General features: G+C 69.3%; 10 protein-coding genes. 8 read left to right on the forward strand and 2 right to left on the reverse strand.

Annotation, left to right across the window (positions count from 1 at the left end):
• Positions 1 to 34: 34 nt before the first annotated feature.
• Positions 35 to 1,177: an acyltransferase gene (locus KUM38_RS03820; RefSeq protein WP_308408895.1), complete on the reverse strand. Its 1,143-nt coding sequence runs from the start codon at positions 1,175 to 1,177 to the stop codon at positions 35 to 37.
• Positions 1,178 to 1,219: 42 nt separating this feature from the next.
• Entirely contained in the window at positions 1,220 to 1,822 is a 603-nt protein-coding gene (locus KUM38_RS03825) for an acyltransferase (protein ID WP_217127815.1), read from the reverse strand.
• A gap of 198 nt (positions 1,823 to 2,020) precedes the next feature.
• Between KUM38_RS03825 and KUM38_RS03830 the strand changes: the two genes are divergently transcribed.
• The 8 genes from KUM38_RS03830 to obgE all read left to right on the forward strand — a co-directional run bounded on the left by KUM38_RS03830 (position 2,021) and on the right by obgE (position 17,768).
• Positions 2,021 to 2,242, forward strand: coding sequence for a hypothetical protein (locus tag KUM38_RS03830; protein WP_217127816.1), 222 nt, complete (start codon positions 2,021 to 2,023; stop codon positions 2,240 to 2,242).
• Between the two features lie 304 nt (positions 2,243 to 2,546).
• Entirely contained in the window at positions 2,547 to 4,073 is a 1,527-nt protein-coding gene (locus KUM38_RS03835) for a VCBS repeat-containing protein (RefSeq protein WP_254396583.1), read from the forward strand.
• Between the two features lie 74 nt (positions 4,074 to 4,147).
• Positions 4,148 to 7,801, forward strand: coding sequence for a LamG domain-containing protein (locus KUM38_RS43220; protein WP_217127817.1), 3,654 nt, complete (start codon positions 4,148 to 4,150; stop codon positions 7,799 to 7,801).
• A gap of 143 nt (positions 7,802 to 7,944) precedes the next feature.
• A complete protein-coding gene (locus KUM38_RS03845; protein ID WP_217127818.1) occupies positions 7,945 to 14,931 on the forward strand; it encodes a polymorphic toxin-type HINT domain-containing protein in 6,987 nt (2,328 codons plus the stop codon).
• Complete coding sequence (locus KUM38_RS03850) at positions 14,928 to 15,410, forward strand: SUKH-3 domain-containing protein (RefSeq protein ID WP_217127819.1); 483 nt, start codon at positions 14,928 to 14,930, stop codon at positions 15,408 to 15,410. The genes KUM38_RS03845 and KUM38_RS03850 overlap by 4 nt, the downstream gene beginning before the upstream one ends.
• Positions 15,411 to 15,629: 219 nt before the next feature.
• Positions 15,630 to 15,950 carry a 50S ribosomal protein L21 gene (rplU, locus tag KUM38_RS03855; RefSeq protein ID WP_004931419.1) on the forward strand — a complete coding sequence of 107 codons (321 nt, stop codon included), beginning with the start codon at positions 15,630 to 15,632 and terminating at the stop codon, positions 15,948 to 15,950.
• A 14-nt stretch (positions 15,951 to 15,964) separates the two neighbouring features.
• A complete protein-coding gene (gene rpmA, locus KUM38_RS03860) occupies positions 15,965 to 16,219 on the forward strand; it encodes a 50S ribosomal protein L27 (protein ID WP_003976205.1) in 255 nt (84 codons plus the stop codon).
• A 103-nt stretch (positions 16,220 to 16,322) separates the two neighbouring features.
• A complete protein-coding gene (gene obgE / locus KUM38_RS03865; RefSeq protein WP_217127820.1) occupies positions 16,323 to 17,768 on the forward strand; it encodes a GTPase ObgE in 1,446 nt (481 codons plus the stop codon).
• Positions 17,769 to 17,876 lie beyond the last annotated feature (108 nt).

Raw genomic sequence — 17,876 nt, forward strand, 5'->3', positions numbered from 1 at the left:
TCGACAGGCGGAGACGGCTCGGGCGGACGCCTCGTCAGGTCGACGTCACGGACTCGGCCGGGCTGTGACGTTGCTTGGGCGTCTGGGGGCCGACCCGTCGCAGCAGGCGCTCCAACGGATGTTCGACGTAATGGTAGGCAACGCCGGAGAGGGCCAGGCTCACCGCCAGCACGGCGGCCCAGAAGGCCGCCAGACCGGCCGTGGTCTGCGGACTGCCGGTCATGTCCAGCAGGAGACGCAGCACGATCTCGTGGAGCAGATACCAGGCGAACGACCAGTTGCCGAGCCGGATCATCCACGGAGCGGCGAGGCCGGTTCTGCGTTGTCCGAGGTCGCTGTGAGCGGCTGCCGCGACCAGGGCGGCGAACAGCGGGGCCGAGAGCAACTGCGAGGCGCTGTAGGGGCTGTACCAGAGGGAGTCGGGGACGGCATGCGACCACGGGACCAGTACGGCCTGCCAGGCCAGCACAAGGACTACGGCGCCGGACAGGGGGACCGGCGGCCGCCATCCGCGCTTGACGGCGATCCCGGCGGCGACTCCGAGGACGAACTGAAGCGTGCGGGTCGGCGGGAAGTAGTCCAGCGCCCACTGCCGCACCAGGGAGTCGGTCATCACCGAACCGGCCAGCCATACGCCGGCCGAGGCGACACAGACCACGATCGCCGTCCCGGCCCGTCGTCGCGCGGTCCGCAGGAAGGGCAGCGTCAGCAGCAGCGGGAAGACGGCGTAGAACCAGGCCTCGTCGGACAGCGACCAGGCCGCAGGGTTCCCTCCGGACAGGATCTGACGGTCCGGCACCCAGGCGTTGAGCATGAGCAGGGTCGCCGCGACGCCCTTGAGGGAGACCGGCGTTCCCACGGCGTACCAGACGGCGACGGAGGCGGCCACGGACACGGCGAGCATCGGCCAGATCCGGGCGAAGCGACGCCACAGGAACACCTTGGCCGGCACGCGGATGCCCTCGTAGGTCCAGGCCAGGACGAAACCGGACAGTACGAAGAAGAACGTGACCCCGCTGCGTCCGTACCAGGTCAGGTCGCTCACGACGGGCAGAGGCCCTGCTTGGCGTGAGAGATGGTAGAGGACGACTGTCAGGGCGGCCCAGAAGCGCAGCCCGGTCAACGAGGGCAAGCGTCTGTGCCGGCCGGCTCCGCCGGCTGGACGGGCTATGTCCACATCACTCCGATGTTCCTCATGGGACGGGTGTGCCGGGAGCGGTCAGGCGTCCTGCTCCACCAGCCGCCCGCTCTTCTCGTAGTAGAGCGAGCCGGTCCGGGGGCACTCCCACACACCGCTTGTCCCGTCCCGCTCGACCAGACGGACGCCGGCGCGACCGACCCATCCGATCTGCCGGGCGGGGACGCCCACCACGAGGGCGAAGTCGGGGACATCCTTGGTGACGACGGCGCCCGCGGCGACCATGGCCCAGCGTCCGATGGTGATCGGTGCGACACACACGGCGCGCGCCCCGATCGACGCCCCGTCGGCGATCTTCACACCGACGGCCTCCCAGTCGCCGCCCCGCTTCTGCTTGCCCTCGGGGTCCACGGAGCGCGGGTTGTGGTCATTGGTGAGGACCACGGCGGGGCCGATGAAGACACCGTCGCCGAGCTCGGCCGGCTCGTACACGAGCGCGTAGTTCTGCAGCTTGCAGTTGTCGCCCATGCGCACGCCCAAACCGACGTACGCGCCGCGGCCGATCACACAGCCCTCGCCGAGCCTGGCCCCCTCGCGGATCTGAGCGAGGTCCCAGACGCTGCTCCCGGCGCCTATCTCGGCGCTCTCGTCGACCTGGGCGCTCGGCTGAACCCTGTAGTTCACTTCGTCTTCTCACTTCCGGGGTGGCGGCTACGCCCGGTGAGCATACGTGGCAGGGGGCCGGGGCCGGGGCCGGTGCCCGCACGGCGACGGAAGACGCCCCCGGTGGTGGACCCGGTGCCGTCCGCTCACCCCGAGACTCAAAAGCACTGTGTGCGGTGGTCGGTCCGGCAATTCCTCCGTGGGACGTTCCTTGCCCGGATGTCCCGCATGGTGAAAATTTTCGCACTTGGTGGTGAAACGGCCCATGATTCGGGCCGATCTCTTTATCAAGACGATCGTGCATTCGCACGACACTTCTCGGTCATTCCTTCTCTCACGCCTCGAAACGGTCGTCGGTTCGGCCGTGGTGGCGACGTGGCGACGCAGATGCGCGAGCAGGCCGAGCCAACGGGAAGCGGAGCCCAAGTGAAGCAGTGGTGAAGGCAATTGGAGCATACCGGGGCAAGGGGGTGGCGGTCGGCGGGACTGTCCGGACTGCCGTGGGGGAGGGATTGCCGCCCTGGTGACTCTTCGCCGGATTTGCTTCGAGGGTGCACGCGGAGGAATGAGAGGGAGCGGTGCCGTTATATGCCCGACCAATGGACGACCTGTGTGCTTCCTGTGATTTATGTCATGGTCACCGAGAGGTGAACGGGTATTGCAGACCGGCTTGACGCGAAGCAATGATCTTTCGACTTTTTAATTCCTCCTTATTTACGGGGCGCCTGTGTCAAGGGTGAGGAAAATGTGGCGGCGCGGGTCTGTCGCCGTCTTCGTGGGAGCGCTGCTGACGTTCGGGCTGGGAACCGGCGGTACGCCCGCCGCGGCCGCCGTCGCATGTCCCTCCGGCGTGGACTCGGACTTCAACGGCGACGGCATCAGGGACACGGCGATCGCCGACCCGGAGGCGACGGTGGCCGGCATGCGGAAGGCGGGTGAGGTCCACGTCGTCTACGGCGGGGGCAAGGGCACGCTGACCATCTCCCAGGAGCCGGACAACGTTCCGGGAGCGCCCGAGACGGGTGACCAGTACGGCTACGCGTTGGCCGTCTACGATGCCGACCTCGACGGCTGCAGCGACCTGGTGATCGGCGCGCCGTACGAGGACATCGGCACCGCGGCCGACTCCGGCTTCGTTCACCTGGTCTACGGATCCACCAGCGGGCTCAACGCGGGTGGCAAGTCCGTCAAGGAGTTCTACCAGGGCGCCGACAAGGCGCTGGGGGGCGCCGCGGAGGCGGGCGACTGGGTCGGCTACGCGGTCGCCGCCGGCAAGACCTCGAGCGGCACGCCGTACCTCCTGATCGGCATCCCCGGTGAGTCGATCGGCACCCAGGAGGACGCCGGTGGCTTCTGCTACATCCACGGCACGGCGCAGACGGTGGTCGGCGTCAACCAGGAGACCGAGACCGGGGGCGCGGTGCCCGGCGTCGCCGAGCCGGACGACCGCTTCGGCTCGACCCTCTCCGCAAGCCCGACCCACATCGCGGTCGGCGCGCCCGGCGAGGCGCTCGGCACCACCACCTTCGCCGGAGCCGTGACCACGTTCAGCCACACGCTCAGCTCCGGCCACCCCAAGCCGCTCACCGGAATCGCTCAGGACCAGGACACCGTCCTCGGAGCGGAGGAGGTCGGCGACCAGTTCGGCGCCGCGGTCGCCATGGTCCCGTACCGGGCCTCCGGCGCCACCTCCACCACCGAGTCGCTGCTCGCGGTCGGCATCCCGGGCGAGGACCTGGCGACGACGGTCGACGCGGGCGCGGTCCAGGTCTTCCGGATCGCGGCGAACGGCACCTTCACCGAGACCACCTGGATCGACCAGAACGCCACGGACATGGCCGAGGAGACCGAGGCCGGTGACTTCTTCGGCCAGCGGCTCGCCGCCGTCAACACCGCTCCGAACGCCACGTCCACCGCCGCGAACACCCGGCTGGCCATCGGTGTGCCCGGCGAGGAGTCGTCCGAGGAGCACCGGGACAAGGGCGGCGTCCAGATCGTCCCGCTGGTCGGTGCGCCCGGCGCCTCCGACGGGTGGATCGACCCCGGCTACGGCATCCCGGGCATCCCCGCCCCGCGCCAGCTCGCCGGCCTCTCCCTCGCCGCGACCCCCTCGCTGCTCTACGTCGGAATGCCCTACGGCCCGACCGAGGGCCGGGCGGTCCACGGCTTCCCCTGGAACGTGGCCTCCGGCGAAGCCCCGACCGTGACGATCAAGCCCGGCGAGGGCGGGCTCCCGGCGACCGGCACCGCCTTCGGAGCGACGGTCCGATGACGGCATTCCGAGGAAGCGACGCGGCCGGCGGCCGCACGGGTGGGACAGACATGAACCGACTGGAGAGTGGACGCGTGTCCGCAGACAGACACAGACCGATGCGGCGCGTCGTCGCGTCGCGTGCCGCCGTGGCGGCCGCCGTCGCCGGCGCGGTGGTGGCGGGAGTCGTCGCCCTTCCGGGCGGCGGCGGCCCGGAGCGTCAGGTACCGGTCGCGGCCGACCAGCCGATGGTGACCGAGCAGCAGGCCCTCGCCGAGGCACGGAAGAGCGGCAAGCAGACCGAGGTCGTCGGACTGCGCTCCGAGCGCCGGGAGATCTTCGCCGAGCCCGACGGCAGCTTCACCGCCCGCGAGTACACCGAACCCGTCCGCACCGTGCGGAACGGTGAGTGGGTCAAGGTCGACGCGACGCTCGTGAAGCGGGCCGACGGCAGCTGGGGCCCGAAGGCCGCCACCGTCGACCTTTCCTTCTCCGCCGGACAGGCGGGCAAGCCGTTCGTGACGATGAACCGGGCGGGCCGCGAGTTCGCCCTGTCCTGGCCGTACGGCAAACTGCCCGCGCCGACCGTCGACGGCGACACCGCCACCTACGCCGAGGTCCTGCCCGGCGTGGACCTGGCCGTGCGGGCCGAGACCGACGGCTTCGGTCATCTGCTCGTCGTCAAGACGCCCGAGGCGGCGGCCGATCCGCGCCTCGCCCGCCTCGACCTGGGCATGACGACCGACGGTCTGAAGGTCTCGGAGGACGCCACCGGGGCGATCGTCGCGGAGGACGCCGTCGTCGGCGGCACCGTCTTCCAGGCCGGCAGGCCGGCCATGTGGGACTCGGCCGCCGTCCGGGAGACGGCAGTGGCGAAGCAGGGTCCGAAGGCCGTCGCGAAGGCGCTGAAGGCCGCGGCGGCCGGCGCCCCGGAGGCCACCGACACCACGGCGACCACCGCCGGCCCGCAGGCCGCGCCCGAGCCCGCCCTCGAGGGACCTGGCGGCGGTGGCCGCGTCACCCCGCTGGACGTCGAGGTGGGCAAGGGCAGGCTCAGCCTCATCCCCGACCGGAAGCTGCTCACGGACGAGGACACCGTCTTCCCCGTCGTCATCGACCCCATCGAGCGGACCACTTCACGGACCGCCTGGACCGGCATCATGTCCGGCATTCCCTCGGAGCAGGACTGGAAGTACTCCGGCAGCGCCGGCGTCGGCAAGTGCCCCACCGACTACAACCCCGTCTCCTGCAACGGTGTCGGCTCCCGCCGCGTGCTGTTCACCATGCCGCTCTCCTTCTACAAGGGGAAGCAGATCCTGGGCGCCACCTTCTCCGCCCGGGTGGAGCACATCTACAGCGCGACACCGACCGCGGAGCCCATCCGGCTCTACCGCGTCGGCGGCAAGAACTACTCGATCAACTCGTCCAGCAACTGGTCCAACACCTCGGACGACTGGGACGACCACATCGGGACCGTCGACAAGGCGATCTCCCCGACCTCCTGCTCCAGCCAGGCCAACCTGCACTTCGAGGGCGGCGCGAGCGGTGAGCTGACCAGCGAGGTCAAGACGGCCGCCGCGGACGGCTGGAGCTCGATGACGCTGGGCCTGCGCGCGGCCGACGAGTCCCGCTTCGCCGAGTGGAAGCGGATCTGCGGCAACGCCTACCTGTCGATCAAGTACAACAACCTGCCCCGGCAGATCAGGACCGCGGACATGTCCACGGACCCGGGCGGTCTGTGCAAGTGGGGCGCGGGCCGCGCGACCACCGACAAGCCGCCGACGCTGAAGGCCATCGCGAGCGACCCGGACCACGGCAACGGCAAGACCGACAAGGTGAAGGTCGAGTTCAAGGTGGAGTGGACCGACCCCACCACGAAGGAGGCGAAGTCCTACACGTACCTGAGCCGTGACTGGCTCTCGCCGACCACCGCCACCAAGTTCGAGCACACCGTCAAGTCGACGATCCCGCAGAACACCGTCATCTACTGGAGCGCACGGGCGACCGACGGCGACGGCTACGGTCCCTGGAGCTGGGACGGCGACACCGCACAGCGCTGCGAGTTCGTCTACGACAAGACCTGGCCGGGCAAGCCGCTGGTGCTGTCCAAGGAGTACCCGTCCGACACCGTCTACCACGACGGCGTCGGCACCTACGGCACCTTCTCCTTCTCGCCCAACCCGAACGACGCCATCCCGGACACCGACGTCGTCAAGTACCAGTACTCCTTCAACGGCGCCGCGCTCACCCCGCTGACCCCGGCCAAGGCCGGCGGCTCGGTCTCGACGCAGTGGATGCCGACCCGCTCCGGACGCCAGGTGCTGGAGGTGATCGCCGTCGACAAGGCGGGTCACGCCAGCAGCACCCTGTACGACTTCCTGGTGAGCGAGGGCACCCCGGTCGTCGCCCAGTGGAACCTCGCCGACCCGGCCGACGGCACCGAGGCCCACGACGAGAGCGGCGAGTTCTCGGCGACCGCCGGCACCGCCGTCGGCTTCGGCGCGACCGGCCCCGGCGGCAAGGCGGACCAGGCCGCCCACTTCGACGGCAGCGCCGAGGCGTACCTCGATGTCAGCGAGACCGTGCTGGACACCGCCAAGAGCTTCAGCGTCAGCGCCTGGGTACGGCCCACCGCGCTCGACAGGGACATGGCGGTCGTCAGCCAGGACGGCACCGGTGAACCCGGCTTCACCCTCGGCTACGACGCCACCGCGCAGGCCTGGAAGTTCTCCGTCCCGGTCAACGACGTGGACTCGCTGGGCGAGTGGAAGGCCATCGCCACCGGCACCTCGGTGGTCAAGGACCAGTGGGTGCTGCTGACCGGCGTGTACGACGCCCAGAAGTCCGGCGGCCCGGAGCTGAGGCTCTACATCAACAAGGAGTCGAAGTGGGCCGCGCAGCGCCGCTCCACCTGGAAGTCGTACGGACCGCTGCAGATCGGCCGGTCCACGGCCAAGAGCGGATACCAGGACAACTTCACCGGTGACCTCGCCGAGGTCCGCGTCTTCGACCGCGTCCTGCCGGCCACCCAGGTCGCCGAGCTGATGACCGTCAAGCCCGAGCGCAAGGGCTACTGGCAGCTCGACGAGGCCGCGAGCGGATCGTCGGCGGAGACCGGCGGCGGCCAGGCGCTGACCCTCGCCGGCAACGCCTCCGTCTACCGCCCGGCCGACCCGCTGTTCGACATCGCGGCCCTGGTCGGCGACGGCAACCTGGTCCTGGACGGCGACGGCGACTACGCGTCCACCGCCACCGCCCCGGTCACCGGCAACAGCAGCTTCACCGTGACCGCCCGCGCCCAGCTCACCTCGCTGGACCCGGAGAAGTCGCAGACGGTGCTGTCCCTGCCGGGCGCCAACGCCAACCGCGTCCAGGTCCGCTACCAGGCCGCGACGCAGCAGTGGGAGCTGGCCGTCGCCAGGACCGACGTGGCCGCGCCCGAGGTCGTCACCTTCACCGACGACCAGGCGCTGCCCGACACCGGCGGTTCCGGTCAGCACCTGGCGGTCGTCTACGACGCCTTCGCCAACTCGATCCGGCTGTACGTCGACGGCCAGCTCGTCGCCGGCGCCCACGGTGAGGACGCCACCCTGTGGTCCGCCACCGGCGGTCTGCAGGTGGGCCGTTCGCTGCGCGGGGAGAGCGAGTACTTCGCCGGCGCGATCGACGAGGTGCGGGTGTACAGCGGCGCGGCCGACCAGGTCGCGGTGCAGCAGATGGCCGCGCTGACGGCCCTCCCCGACATGTGACCCACCGTCACAGATGAGGTGTGCCGGGTCCGGGAAAGGGCCCGGCACACCTGTCCTGCCTGCCCTCCTCCCTCCTCTTCTCCCACCCCCTACGATCAGGAAGTTGACGGATGTTTTTCCGTGGCCGCTCACTGAGCCGCCGCATGCCCAGACCGACGGTCGTCGCGACAGTGCTCGGGCTCTCGCTCGCGCTGTCCGCGTCGTCGGTCGAGGCAGTGGTGCTCGACGACGGGAACCGGGGCCGCACCAGCCGCCCCGGGGTCCAGGACGACGGGGATCCCGCCAAGGGAACCTCGGCGAAAGCGAAGCCCCGCCCCTCCGACCCGGCCCGCGAGGCCGCGGTCAAGGGGCTCGACAAGGCGGCGTGGCCCCGGCAGGGCGGCGCCGAGGTGACCGTCGGCGCGTCCGGCCCGACCGAGGTCGGCGGACTGCCGGTCAAGGTCGGCGCGGCGACGTCCGTGGCCAAGAGCAAGGCGAAGGCCGCGCAGTCCGCGCGGTCCGCCGACAAGGTCCGCGTGGACGTCCTCGACCCCGCGCGTGCCGCGAGGCTCGGCGCGGGCGTCCTGCTGGGCGTCGAACGCGCCGACGGCGAGGGCGAGGCGGCCGCGAAGGTCCGCCTGACCGTGGACTACTCGGAGTTCGCCGAGGGCTTCGGCGGCTCCTACGCCTCCCGTCTCCAGTTGGTCCAGCTCCCCGCCTGCGCCACCGTCGCCGTGCCCGGCAGCAAGGCCTGCCCCGAGCAGCCCAAGGTGCTGCCCACGGTGAACGACGTGCGCAAGGGCACGGTCTCCGCCGACGTCACGGCCGCCCCGGCCCCCGCCGAGGGCACCTCCACCATGGCGGCGGACGCGACCTCCCTGGTCGCGGTGGCGGCCGGACCGTCGGGCGCGCAGGGCACCTACAAGGCGACGGCACTGGCGCCGTCCGCGAGCTGGAGCGTCGCCACCTCCTCCGGCGCGTTCAACTGGAACTACCCCTTCCGCTCCGTTCCGACCCCGGGCGGCCTCACCCCGACCGTCGGCCTCGGCTACTCCTCCCAGTCGGCCGACGGCCGCACGGCGGCAACCAACAACCAGGGCTCCTGGATCGGCGAGGGCTTCTCCTACGACCCCGGCTACATCGAGCGCCGCTACAAGCCCTGCTCCGAGGACGGCCACGACAACTCCGGCGAGCAGTGCTGGGCGTTCGAGAACGCCACGGTCATGCTCAACGGCACCGCCGGTGAGCTGGTCAAGGACGACACCACCGGCAAGTGGCACATGTCGTCCGACGACGGCTCCAAGGTCGAGCGGCTGACCGGCGCCACCAACGGCGACGAAGGCGGCAGCGGCGACAAGGGCGAGCACTGGCGGATCACCACCTCGGACGGCACCGAGTACTACTTCGGCCTGAACCGCCTGCCGGGCTGGGCCACGGGCAACGAGGAGACCGAGTCGGTCTGGACGACCCCCGTCTTCGGCGACGACTCCGGCGAGCCCTGCTACAACGCCACCTTCTCCTCCGCCCACTGCGAGCAGGCCTGGCGCTGGAGCCTGGACTACGTCAAGGACACCCACGGCAACGTGATGTCCTACTACTACGAGCGCGAGACCAACCACTACGCGCTGAACGGCAAGACGGACGTCAACGGCACGGCGTACCACCGCGGCGGCTGGCTCGAGCGCATCGACTACGGCCAGCGCGACGGCCAGGTCTACGCGGCGAAGGCCCCGGCCCGGATCGTGTTCAACACCGCCGAGCGCTGCCTGCGCACCGACGCCTTCGACTGCGCGGAGAGCAAGCGGACCAAGGCCAACGCCGCCCACTGGCCGGACGTCCCGGTCGACCAGGAGTGCAAGGCGAGCACGAAGTGCACCTCCCCGGTGCAGACGTTCTTCACCACCAAGCGGCTGACCTCGGTCGTCACACAGATGCGCAAGGACGCCACGTCCTACCAGGACGTGGACGCCTGGATCCTGACGCACCTGTTCACGGACAACGGCGACGACTCCAAGACGCTGTGGCTGTCGAAGATCGAGCACGAGGGCCGCGCCGGCACCACCGCGGTGAAGCTGCCGTCCGTGGACCTCTTCGGTGAGCAGCTCGCCAACCGCGTCGACGCGATCGGTGACAACATCGCACCGTTCCACCGCTTCCGCCTGTCCATGGTCCTCAGCGAGACCGGCGCCCAGCTCGACGTCAACTACGCGCCGACCGACTGCACCAAGGCGACGCTGCCCAAGCCGGGCGAGTCGACCAAGCGCTGCTACCCGGTGAAGTGGGCCCCGCCGGGCTACCTGGACCCGATCACCGACTGGTTCCACAAGTACGTCGTCTCCGCGGTCATCGAGACCGACCGCACCGGCGGCAGCGACGGCATGGTCACCCGCTACGACTACCAGGGCGACGCGGCCTGGCGTAAGGCCAAGCCGGACGGCATCACCGACGAGAAGTACCTCACCTGGGGCGGCTGGCAGGGCTACGGCAAGGTCAAGGTCACCAGCGGCACCGCCGACGAGCAGAAGACCCGCGTCGACTACACGTTCCTGCAGGGCATGGACGGCGACAAGGACCCGGCCGGGGGCGTCCGCTCGGTGACGGTCAAGGACTCCACCGGGGCGTCGTACAAGGACGAGGAGGAGTTCACCGGCCACGAACTGGAGGTCGCCACCTACGACGGCTCCAAGCTGGTCGCCAAGACCATCAACACGCCCTGGAAGCACTACTCCGCGACCCAGACCCGCAGCTGGGGCACCACCCGCGCGGTGATCGTGCGTACCCGGACCGGCCGCGGCTTCAACCTGAAGGCGGACGGGACCTGGCAGGAGACCACGTCCACCACCACGTACGACACGTCGAACGGCACCGGCCGGGTGCTGACGGTCGACGACCAGGGCGACGTCTCCACCGCCAAGGACGACTCCTGCACCCGCACCACCTACGCGGACAACACGGCGAAGAACATCCTGTCGCTGCCCGCGCGCAGCGAGTCCGTCTCGGTGAGGTGTTCCGCCACCCCCGACCGCAAGACGCAGGTCCTCGCCGACGAGCGCACCTCCTACGACGGCGGAGCCTTCGGCGCGGCCCCGACCAAGGGTGACGCGACGAAGACCGAGCGGATGACGTCGCACAACGGCACCACGGCGACCTACCAGGTCACCGGCACCACGACCTACGACGCCTTCGGCCGTCCGCTGTCCCAGAAGGACGCCAAGCAGAACGAGACGAAGACCGTCTACACCGAGACCAACGGCCTGATGACGAAGACAGTCGTCACCAACGCCGCCGGTCACGTCACCACCACCGACTACGAGCCCGCCTGGGGCATGTCCAAGGGCCAGACCGACCCCAACGGCAAGCGCACCGACCTCGACTACGACGCGCTCGGCCGTCTGACCTCGGTGTGGCTGGCGGACCGGACGTCCAACCAGACCCCGAGCATCAAGTACTCGTACAACGTCCGCAAGGACAAGGTCACCTCGATCAAGACCGAGAAGATCGAGAACGACGGGTCCTACGGTGCGGAGTACCAGCTCTACGACAGCTTGTTGCGATCCCGTCAGATCCAGACGGAGGGCGCTGACGGCAGTCGCATGGTCGCCGACACGTGGTACGACGGTACGGGCAACGTCAAGAAGACCAACTCGACCTACAACGCCGCGGGTGCCGCCTCGGACGAGTTGCTTCTCGTGACCAACGGGCAGGTCGGAGCCCAGAGCCTGATGGAGTACGACGGCCTCGGCCGCCCCACCGCTCAGATCTTCGCTGTCGGTGGCAGCGAACAGTGGCGCACCACGACGCGCTACGACGGTGAGCTGGTCCACGTCGATCCGCCCAACGGCGGAGTACCCACGACTACGGTCAACAACGGCCAGGGCAACGTATCCGAACTGCGCCACTACCGTGGCTCGGCGCCCGGTGCGGGTGTGCCCTACGACTCGACCAAGTACACGTACACGGCGGCCGGCAAGCTGGAGACCGTCACCGACGCCAAGGGCAATGTGTGGCGGTTCGAGTACGACCAGCTCGGTCGTCAGACCAAGACGGTCGATCCCGACACGGGCACGTCGCGTACGGAGTACGACGAACTGGACCGCCCGGTGGTCTCCTACGACGGACGGAACAAGAAGACCTCCACCGTCTACGACAGTCTCGGCCGTGTGCTGTCCACCTGGCAGGGCGATGCGGGAACCGGTACGAAGCTGACCGAGAACCGGTACGACAAGGCCGGCTGGCTCGGCCTGGCATACGGTCACTTGAGTTACATTTCGCCGACGGAGTACTTCGCCGTGGCGATCCAGTCGGTGGACGATTTCTACCAGCCGCTCAAGACCGCCTACCAGATCCCCGCCTCCCAGGGCGACCTGGCCGGCACGTACGTCTTCACCACGTCGTACAACCGGGACGGATCGGTGCAGAGCAGCGGCCTGCCCGCCGTGGGCGACCTGCCTGCCGAGGCGGTGACCTACACCTACGACTCGCTGCAGCGTCCGATGACGATGACGGGCAGCACCCCGTACGTCACCAACACCGTCTATTCGCGCACCAGCCAACTACAGCAACTCGAGCTGTCCACCGGCAGCGGCAAGAAGGTCTGGCAGACCTACACCTACGAGAAGGGCACCGACCGGCTCACCCGCTCGATGGTCGACGTCTACGGCGCGACCGCCCCGGCGAAGGACTCGCGGTACTCCTACGACCAGGCCGGCAACGTCCTGTCGATCGCGGACACCGCGAACTCCGCCTCGCCGGACCTGCAGTGCTTCGCCTACGACAGCCGGCAGCGGCTGAACGATGCCTGGACCCCGCAGGCCACCGCGGCGAGCGCGTCCGGCATGGGCACCCGGGGCTCCGCCACTCCGGTGGACGGCAGCGGCCCGGCGGCCTGTGACTCCGCGCCCGGTTCCGGCGCGCTGGGCGGTCCGGCCCCGTACTGGAAGTCCTACGAGACCGACGCCATCGGCAACCGCGTCTCGGAGACGATCCACGACACCGGGCTCGACACGGCGAAGAACATCACCCGCAGCTACGAGTACGGCGGCGCGGGCGCGCTGGGCGACGGCCCGCACCAGGTCACCAAGGTGGTGGAGAACACCCCGACGGGTGACCGGCAGTCGACGTACGAGTACGACGACGCGGGCAACACCACCAAGCGCACCATCGGTGGGAACGCGCAAACACTGAACTGGAACGACTCCGGCCAGCTCAACAAGGTCACGGACACCGCCGGCTCGGAGACCACCTATCTGTACGATCCGACCGGCACCCGGGTCCTGCGGAAGGACCCCTCCGGCACGACCGCCTACCTGCCCGGCACAGAGCTGAAGCTGTCCGCCGACGGTACGAAGACGGAGGCGACCCGCTACTACACCTATCTCGACCAGACCGTCGCGGTCCGAACGGCGGGCAAGGTTTCCTTCGTGGCGTCGGACCACCACGGGACGGGCGAACTGGCCGTCGACGCGGCGACCGGCGCCATCTCCCAACGACGTTTCGACCCCTTCGGCGTCGAACGAGGCGAGAGGACCGGCACCTGGCCGGGGGAGAAGGGCTTCGTCGGTGGCACCATCGACGCCTCGACCGGTCTCACCCACCTCGGAGCCAGGGAGTACGACGCCCAGATCGGCAAGTTCATCTCCGCCGACCCGGTCATCGACTACACCCAACCGCAACAGGTCAACGGCTACGCGTACGCCAACAACTCACCGGTCACGCACGCCGACCCCAGCGGCATGATCATCCCGGAGTGCCGGGAGGGCCTGATCGAGTGCCGCGGCGGCATGCCGTACACCCCGAAGACGAAGGTCGAGAAGGCGCAGTCCGACTACGACCTGGCGTCCTGGAAGGTCACACAGGCGCAGGGCCAGCAGGCCGCGGCCAAGCAACGGATCAAGTCCGCGGGCAAGGCCCTGGTCAAGATCGTCCGCGACATCCTCGGCGTCGACGCGGCTCTGGACTGCATCTCCAGCGGCGACGTCGGAGCCTGCGGCGAGACCCTGCTCAACATCGCCGGCAGCTTCGCGGGCGGGCTGGCGGGCAAGGTCCTCGCCAAGTACGGCGCCCCATGGAACTGGGCCAAGGGCTACCGCCTCGCCAAGCGGGTCACGGGTCTGGTCGGGGACCTGATCGGTGGCGTCAAGAGCTTGTGGAAGGCCAACAAGGCGGCCGGCAAGGCGAGCGCCGGTCTGGCCAGAGCCGGGGACAAACTGAAGGACGCGAGGAAGAAGGCAGCCGAGGCTCTCAAGAAACGGAAGAAGAACGAGGAAGGCGGCTCCTGCCTGGTCGGCGGCAAGCACAGCTTCCTGCCGGGCACGAAGGTGCTGCTGGCCGACGGCAGGACCAAGCCGATCGAGAAGGTGACGCTCGGTGACAAGATCACCGTCACCGATCCGAAGGCGGGCGGTACGACGGTCCGCGAGGTCGTCGGCACGATCGTCACCGAGGACGACAAGCACTTCGTCGATCTGACGATCAAGGATGCTTCCGGCCGGTCCGAGAAGCTCGTCTCCACCACGACCCACCCCTTCTGGTCCGACTCCGAACAGGAGTGGATCGAGGCCGGCGATCTCACGCCGGGCATGCGCCTGCACACGGCGACCGGCGAGGCTGTCGAACTCACGGCCGTCCACGCCTTCGACAAGCGTCAGCGCACGCACGACCTGACGGTGTCGGACGTCCACACGTACTACGTGCACGCGGGCGGCGTCTCGCTCCTCGTGCACAACTGTGACGAGGGCGAGGACGAGTCGGACGCGCTGATGGACGCGGTGCAGTCCGTCGCGGACGAGGCCTCCACGATCAAGGACAGCAAGAAGCGGCCTGCCGTCGCGGAAGGCATCCAGCTGTCGGACGGCACGGTGATGGCGAGTACGAGCATTCGCGGCGCGAAGGTTCGCGTGCATCCCGCGGTGCAGGCCGTGCTGACCAAGATGGCTTCGCACGCCACGCGAGGTCGGGGACACGGTCAGTGCGGGCTTGTGGTCTGTGTCTCCCAGGCGTTGTTCGCGGGGAAGAGTCCCCTGGGGGCCAGAGGGGCCGCGGTCACCATTCGCAACAACGTGAACCACGAGAAACACGGGATGCCGGTCGGGCCGTGCAACAGTTGTGCCGCCCTGGTGGAGCACTTCGAGATGAACTTCATCACACCATGACGGCAGAAGTGGGAGCAGAGACGGCTGGGAAGATGGAAAACCTGACGGAAGAGATCGAGAACGCTCTGTCAGCGGCCGGCTGGGTGCCGGGCAGACAGGTGGACACCGCTGAGTGGCAGAGGCGGCTGGAAGCCTCCGGCGAGGTCACCATGAGCGAGGCGGCACGCCGGTTCCTGGCGGAGTTCGGTGGACTTGCCTTCCCCCATGCGGGCACGGGCATCTCCATGGCACGCCAGCCCTTCGTGCTGGACCCCCTGCTGTGCCTGGGCGAGGAGGACAGATTCGCCGAATGGGGCGAGGAGCTCGGTGAGAGCATCTTTCCCGTCGGCGAGTTCGACGAGGGCAGGGGCGGCTTTCTCGGAATCGACGAGAACGGCGTGATCTATCAGGTCGTCGACACCCTGAGCCGCTTCGCGGAGCAGCGCGCGGGACTGGAGTGCCTGATCCTCGGCATCGCTCCCGAGCCCTTGTTCGAGTGAAGGGAACAGGTCCCGCTTGGGCGGGCTGAAGATCGGGGCCCGGTTTGACCCCTCAAGCCGGGCCCCGTAACCTTGACCGTCGGCGTGTCCATCGGGGCCGCCACATCCCCGTAAACCTCTTCCTTCCGGGTGCTCCGGCGGCCGGGAGAGGTCGTCCGTGTTCTTGGCCGGGCGGCTGGCCTGCGGGGGTGCCGTTCTTCGAGCGAGAGTGAGATCCGCGTGTACGCCATCGTGCGCAGCGGTGGTCGCCAGCACAAGGTTGCTGTCGGCGACATCGTTGAGGTTGACAAGATTTCCACCGCCAAGGTCGGCGACACGGTCGAGCTCTCGACCCTGCTCGTGGTCGACGGCGACGCCGTGACCAGCGACCCGTGGGTCCTGGCCGGCATCAAGGTCCAGGCCGAGGTCGTGGACCACCACAAGGGCCAGAAGATCGACATTCTGCGCTACAAGAACAAGACCGGCTACCGCCGTCGTCAGGGCCACCGCCAGCAGTACACGGCGATCAAGGTCACTGAGATCCCCGCGGCTGCGAAGTAAGGGACTGAGGAGACATGGCACACAAGAAGGGCGCATCGTCCACCCGGAACGGTCGCGACTCGAACGCCCAGCGGCTCGGTGTGAAGCGCTTCGGCGGTCAGGCCGTCAACGCGGGTGAGATCCTGGTCCGCCAGCGTGGCACCCACTTCCACCCGGGCGCCGGCGTCGGCCGTGGCGGCGACGACACGCTGTTCGCCCTGCAGGCCGGTGCGGTGCAGTTCGGCACCCACCGTGGCCGCAAGGTCGTGAACATCGTTCCGGTCGCCTGATCGGAAGCTTTCGCGAGGCGGACCTCACTTCCCCCACGGGAAGCGGGTCCGCCTTTCGCGTGTTAGGCAAGAGACATCCCCGTAGTAACTGGAGGCACATCCCATGACCACCTTCGTGGACCGCGTCGAGCTGCACGTCGCCGCGGGTAACGGAGGCCACGGCTGTGCCTCCGTCCACCGTGAGAAGTTCAAGCCGCTCGGCGGGCCCGACGGCGGCAACGGCGGACGCGGCGGCGACGTGATCCTCACCGTCGACCAGTCCGTGACGACCCTCCTCGACTACCACCACTCCCCGCACCGCAAGGCCACCAACGGCAAGCCCGGTGAGGGCGGCAACCGGTCCGGGAAGGACGGGCAGGACCTGGTCCTCCCCGTGCCGGACGGGACCGTCGTCCTGGACAAGGCGGGCAACGTGCTCGCGGACCTGGTCGGGCACGGGACGTCGTACGTCGCCGCCCAGGGCGGACGCGGCGGGCTCGGCAACGCCGCCCTCGCCTCCGCGCGGCGCAAGGCGCCCGGGTTCGCGCTGCTCGGCGTGCCGGGGGACCTGCAGGACATCGTCCTGGAGCTCAAGACCGTCGCCGACGTGGCGCTGGTCGGCTACCCGAGCGCCGGCAAGTCGTCGCTGATCTCCGTGCTCAGCGCCGCCAAGCCGAAGATCGCCGACTACCCCTTCACCACCCTCGTCCCGAACCTCGGTGTCGTCACCGCCGGGTCGACCGTCTACACCATCGCCGACGTGCCCGGCCTCATCCCCGGGGCCAGCCAGGGCAAGGGGCTCGGCCTGGAGTTCCTGCGGCACGTCGAGCGGTGCAGCGTGCTCGTGCACGTGCTGGACACCGCCACGCTGGAATCCGAGCGCGACCCCGTCTCCGACCTCGACATCATCGAGGAGGAGCTGCGGCAGTACGGCGGTCTCGGCGACCGTCCCCGCATCGTCGTCCTCAACAAGATCGACGTCCCCGACGGCAAGGACCTCGCCGAGATGGTGCGCCCCGACCTGGAGGCGCGCGGCTACCGCGTCTTCGAGGTGTCGGCCGTCGCCCATATGGGGCTGAGGGAGCTGTCGTTCGCGCTCGCCGAGCTGGTGGCCGGGGCGCGGGCCGCCAAGCCCAAGGAGGAGGCGACCCGCATCGTCATCCGGCCCAAGGCCGTGGACGACGCCGGCTTCACCGTCACCCGCGAGGACGTCGACGGGGAGCTGCTGTTCCGCGTGCGCGGCGAGAAGCCCGAACGCTGGGTCCGCCAGACCGACTTCAACAACGACGAGGCCGTCGGCTACCTCGCCGACCGGCTCAACCGCCTCGGTGTCGAGGCGGAGTTGATGAAGGCCGGTGCCCGGTCAGGTGACGGCGTCGCCATCGGCCCCGAGGAGAACGCGGTCGTCTTCGACTGGGAGCCGACCGTCACGGCCGGCGCGGAGATGCTCGGCCGACGCGGCGAGGACCACCGCTTCGAGGCGCCCCGCCCGGCCGCCCAGCGGCGACGCGACCGGGAGGCCGAGCGGGACGACGTCGAGCGGGAGTACGACGACTTCGAGCCGTTCTGACCGGTGGGGTGACGGCGGGTGAGGTCGTGGTGAACACCCGGGCAACCAACGGGTGTTCCGGCCGGTCGTACTGAGCGGCAACCCGACCGGTTCTACGACAGGACGCCC

Source organism: Streptomyces sp. AC558_RSS880 (genome assembly GCF_019049255.1).
In the GTDB taxonomy this organism is placed as follows: Bacteria; Actinomycetota; Actinomycetes; order Streptomycetales; family Streptomycetaceae; genus Streptomyces.

Bases quoted from the DNA above. Each gene is read 5' to 3' on its own strand.
- KUM38_RS03830 (WP_217127816.1), top strand. From the start codon at position 2,021: ATGTCCCGCATGGTGAAAATTTTCGCACTTGGTGGTGAAACGGCCCAT.
- obgE (WP_217127820.1), top strand. From the start codon at position 16,323: ATGACCACCTTCGTGGACCGCGTCGAGCTGCACGTCGCCGCGGGTAAC.
- KUM38_RS03845 (WP_217127818.1), top strand. From the start codon at position 7,945: ATGCCCAGACCGACGGTCGTCGCGACAGTGCTCGGGCTCTCGCTCGCG.
- KUM38_RS03835 (WP_254396583.1), top strand. From the start codon at position 2,547: ATGTGGCGGCGCGGGTCTGTCGCCGTCTTCGTGGGAGCGCTGCTGACG.
- KUM38_RS03850 (WP_217127819.1), top strand. From the start codon at position 14,928: ATGACGGCAGAAGTGGGAGCAGAGACGGCTGGGAAGATGGAAAACCTG.
- rpmA (WP_003976205.1), top strand. From the start codon at position 15,965: ATGGCACACAAGAAGGGCGCATCGTCCACCCGGAACGGTCGCGACTCG.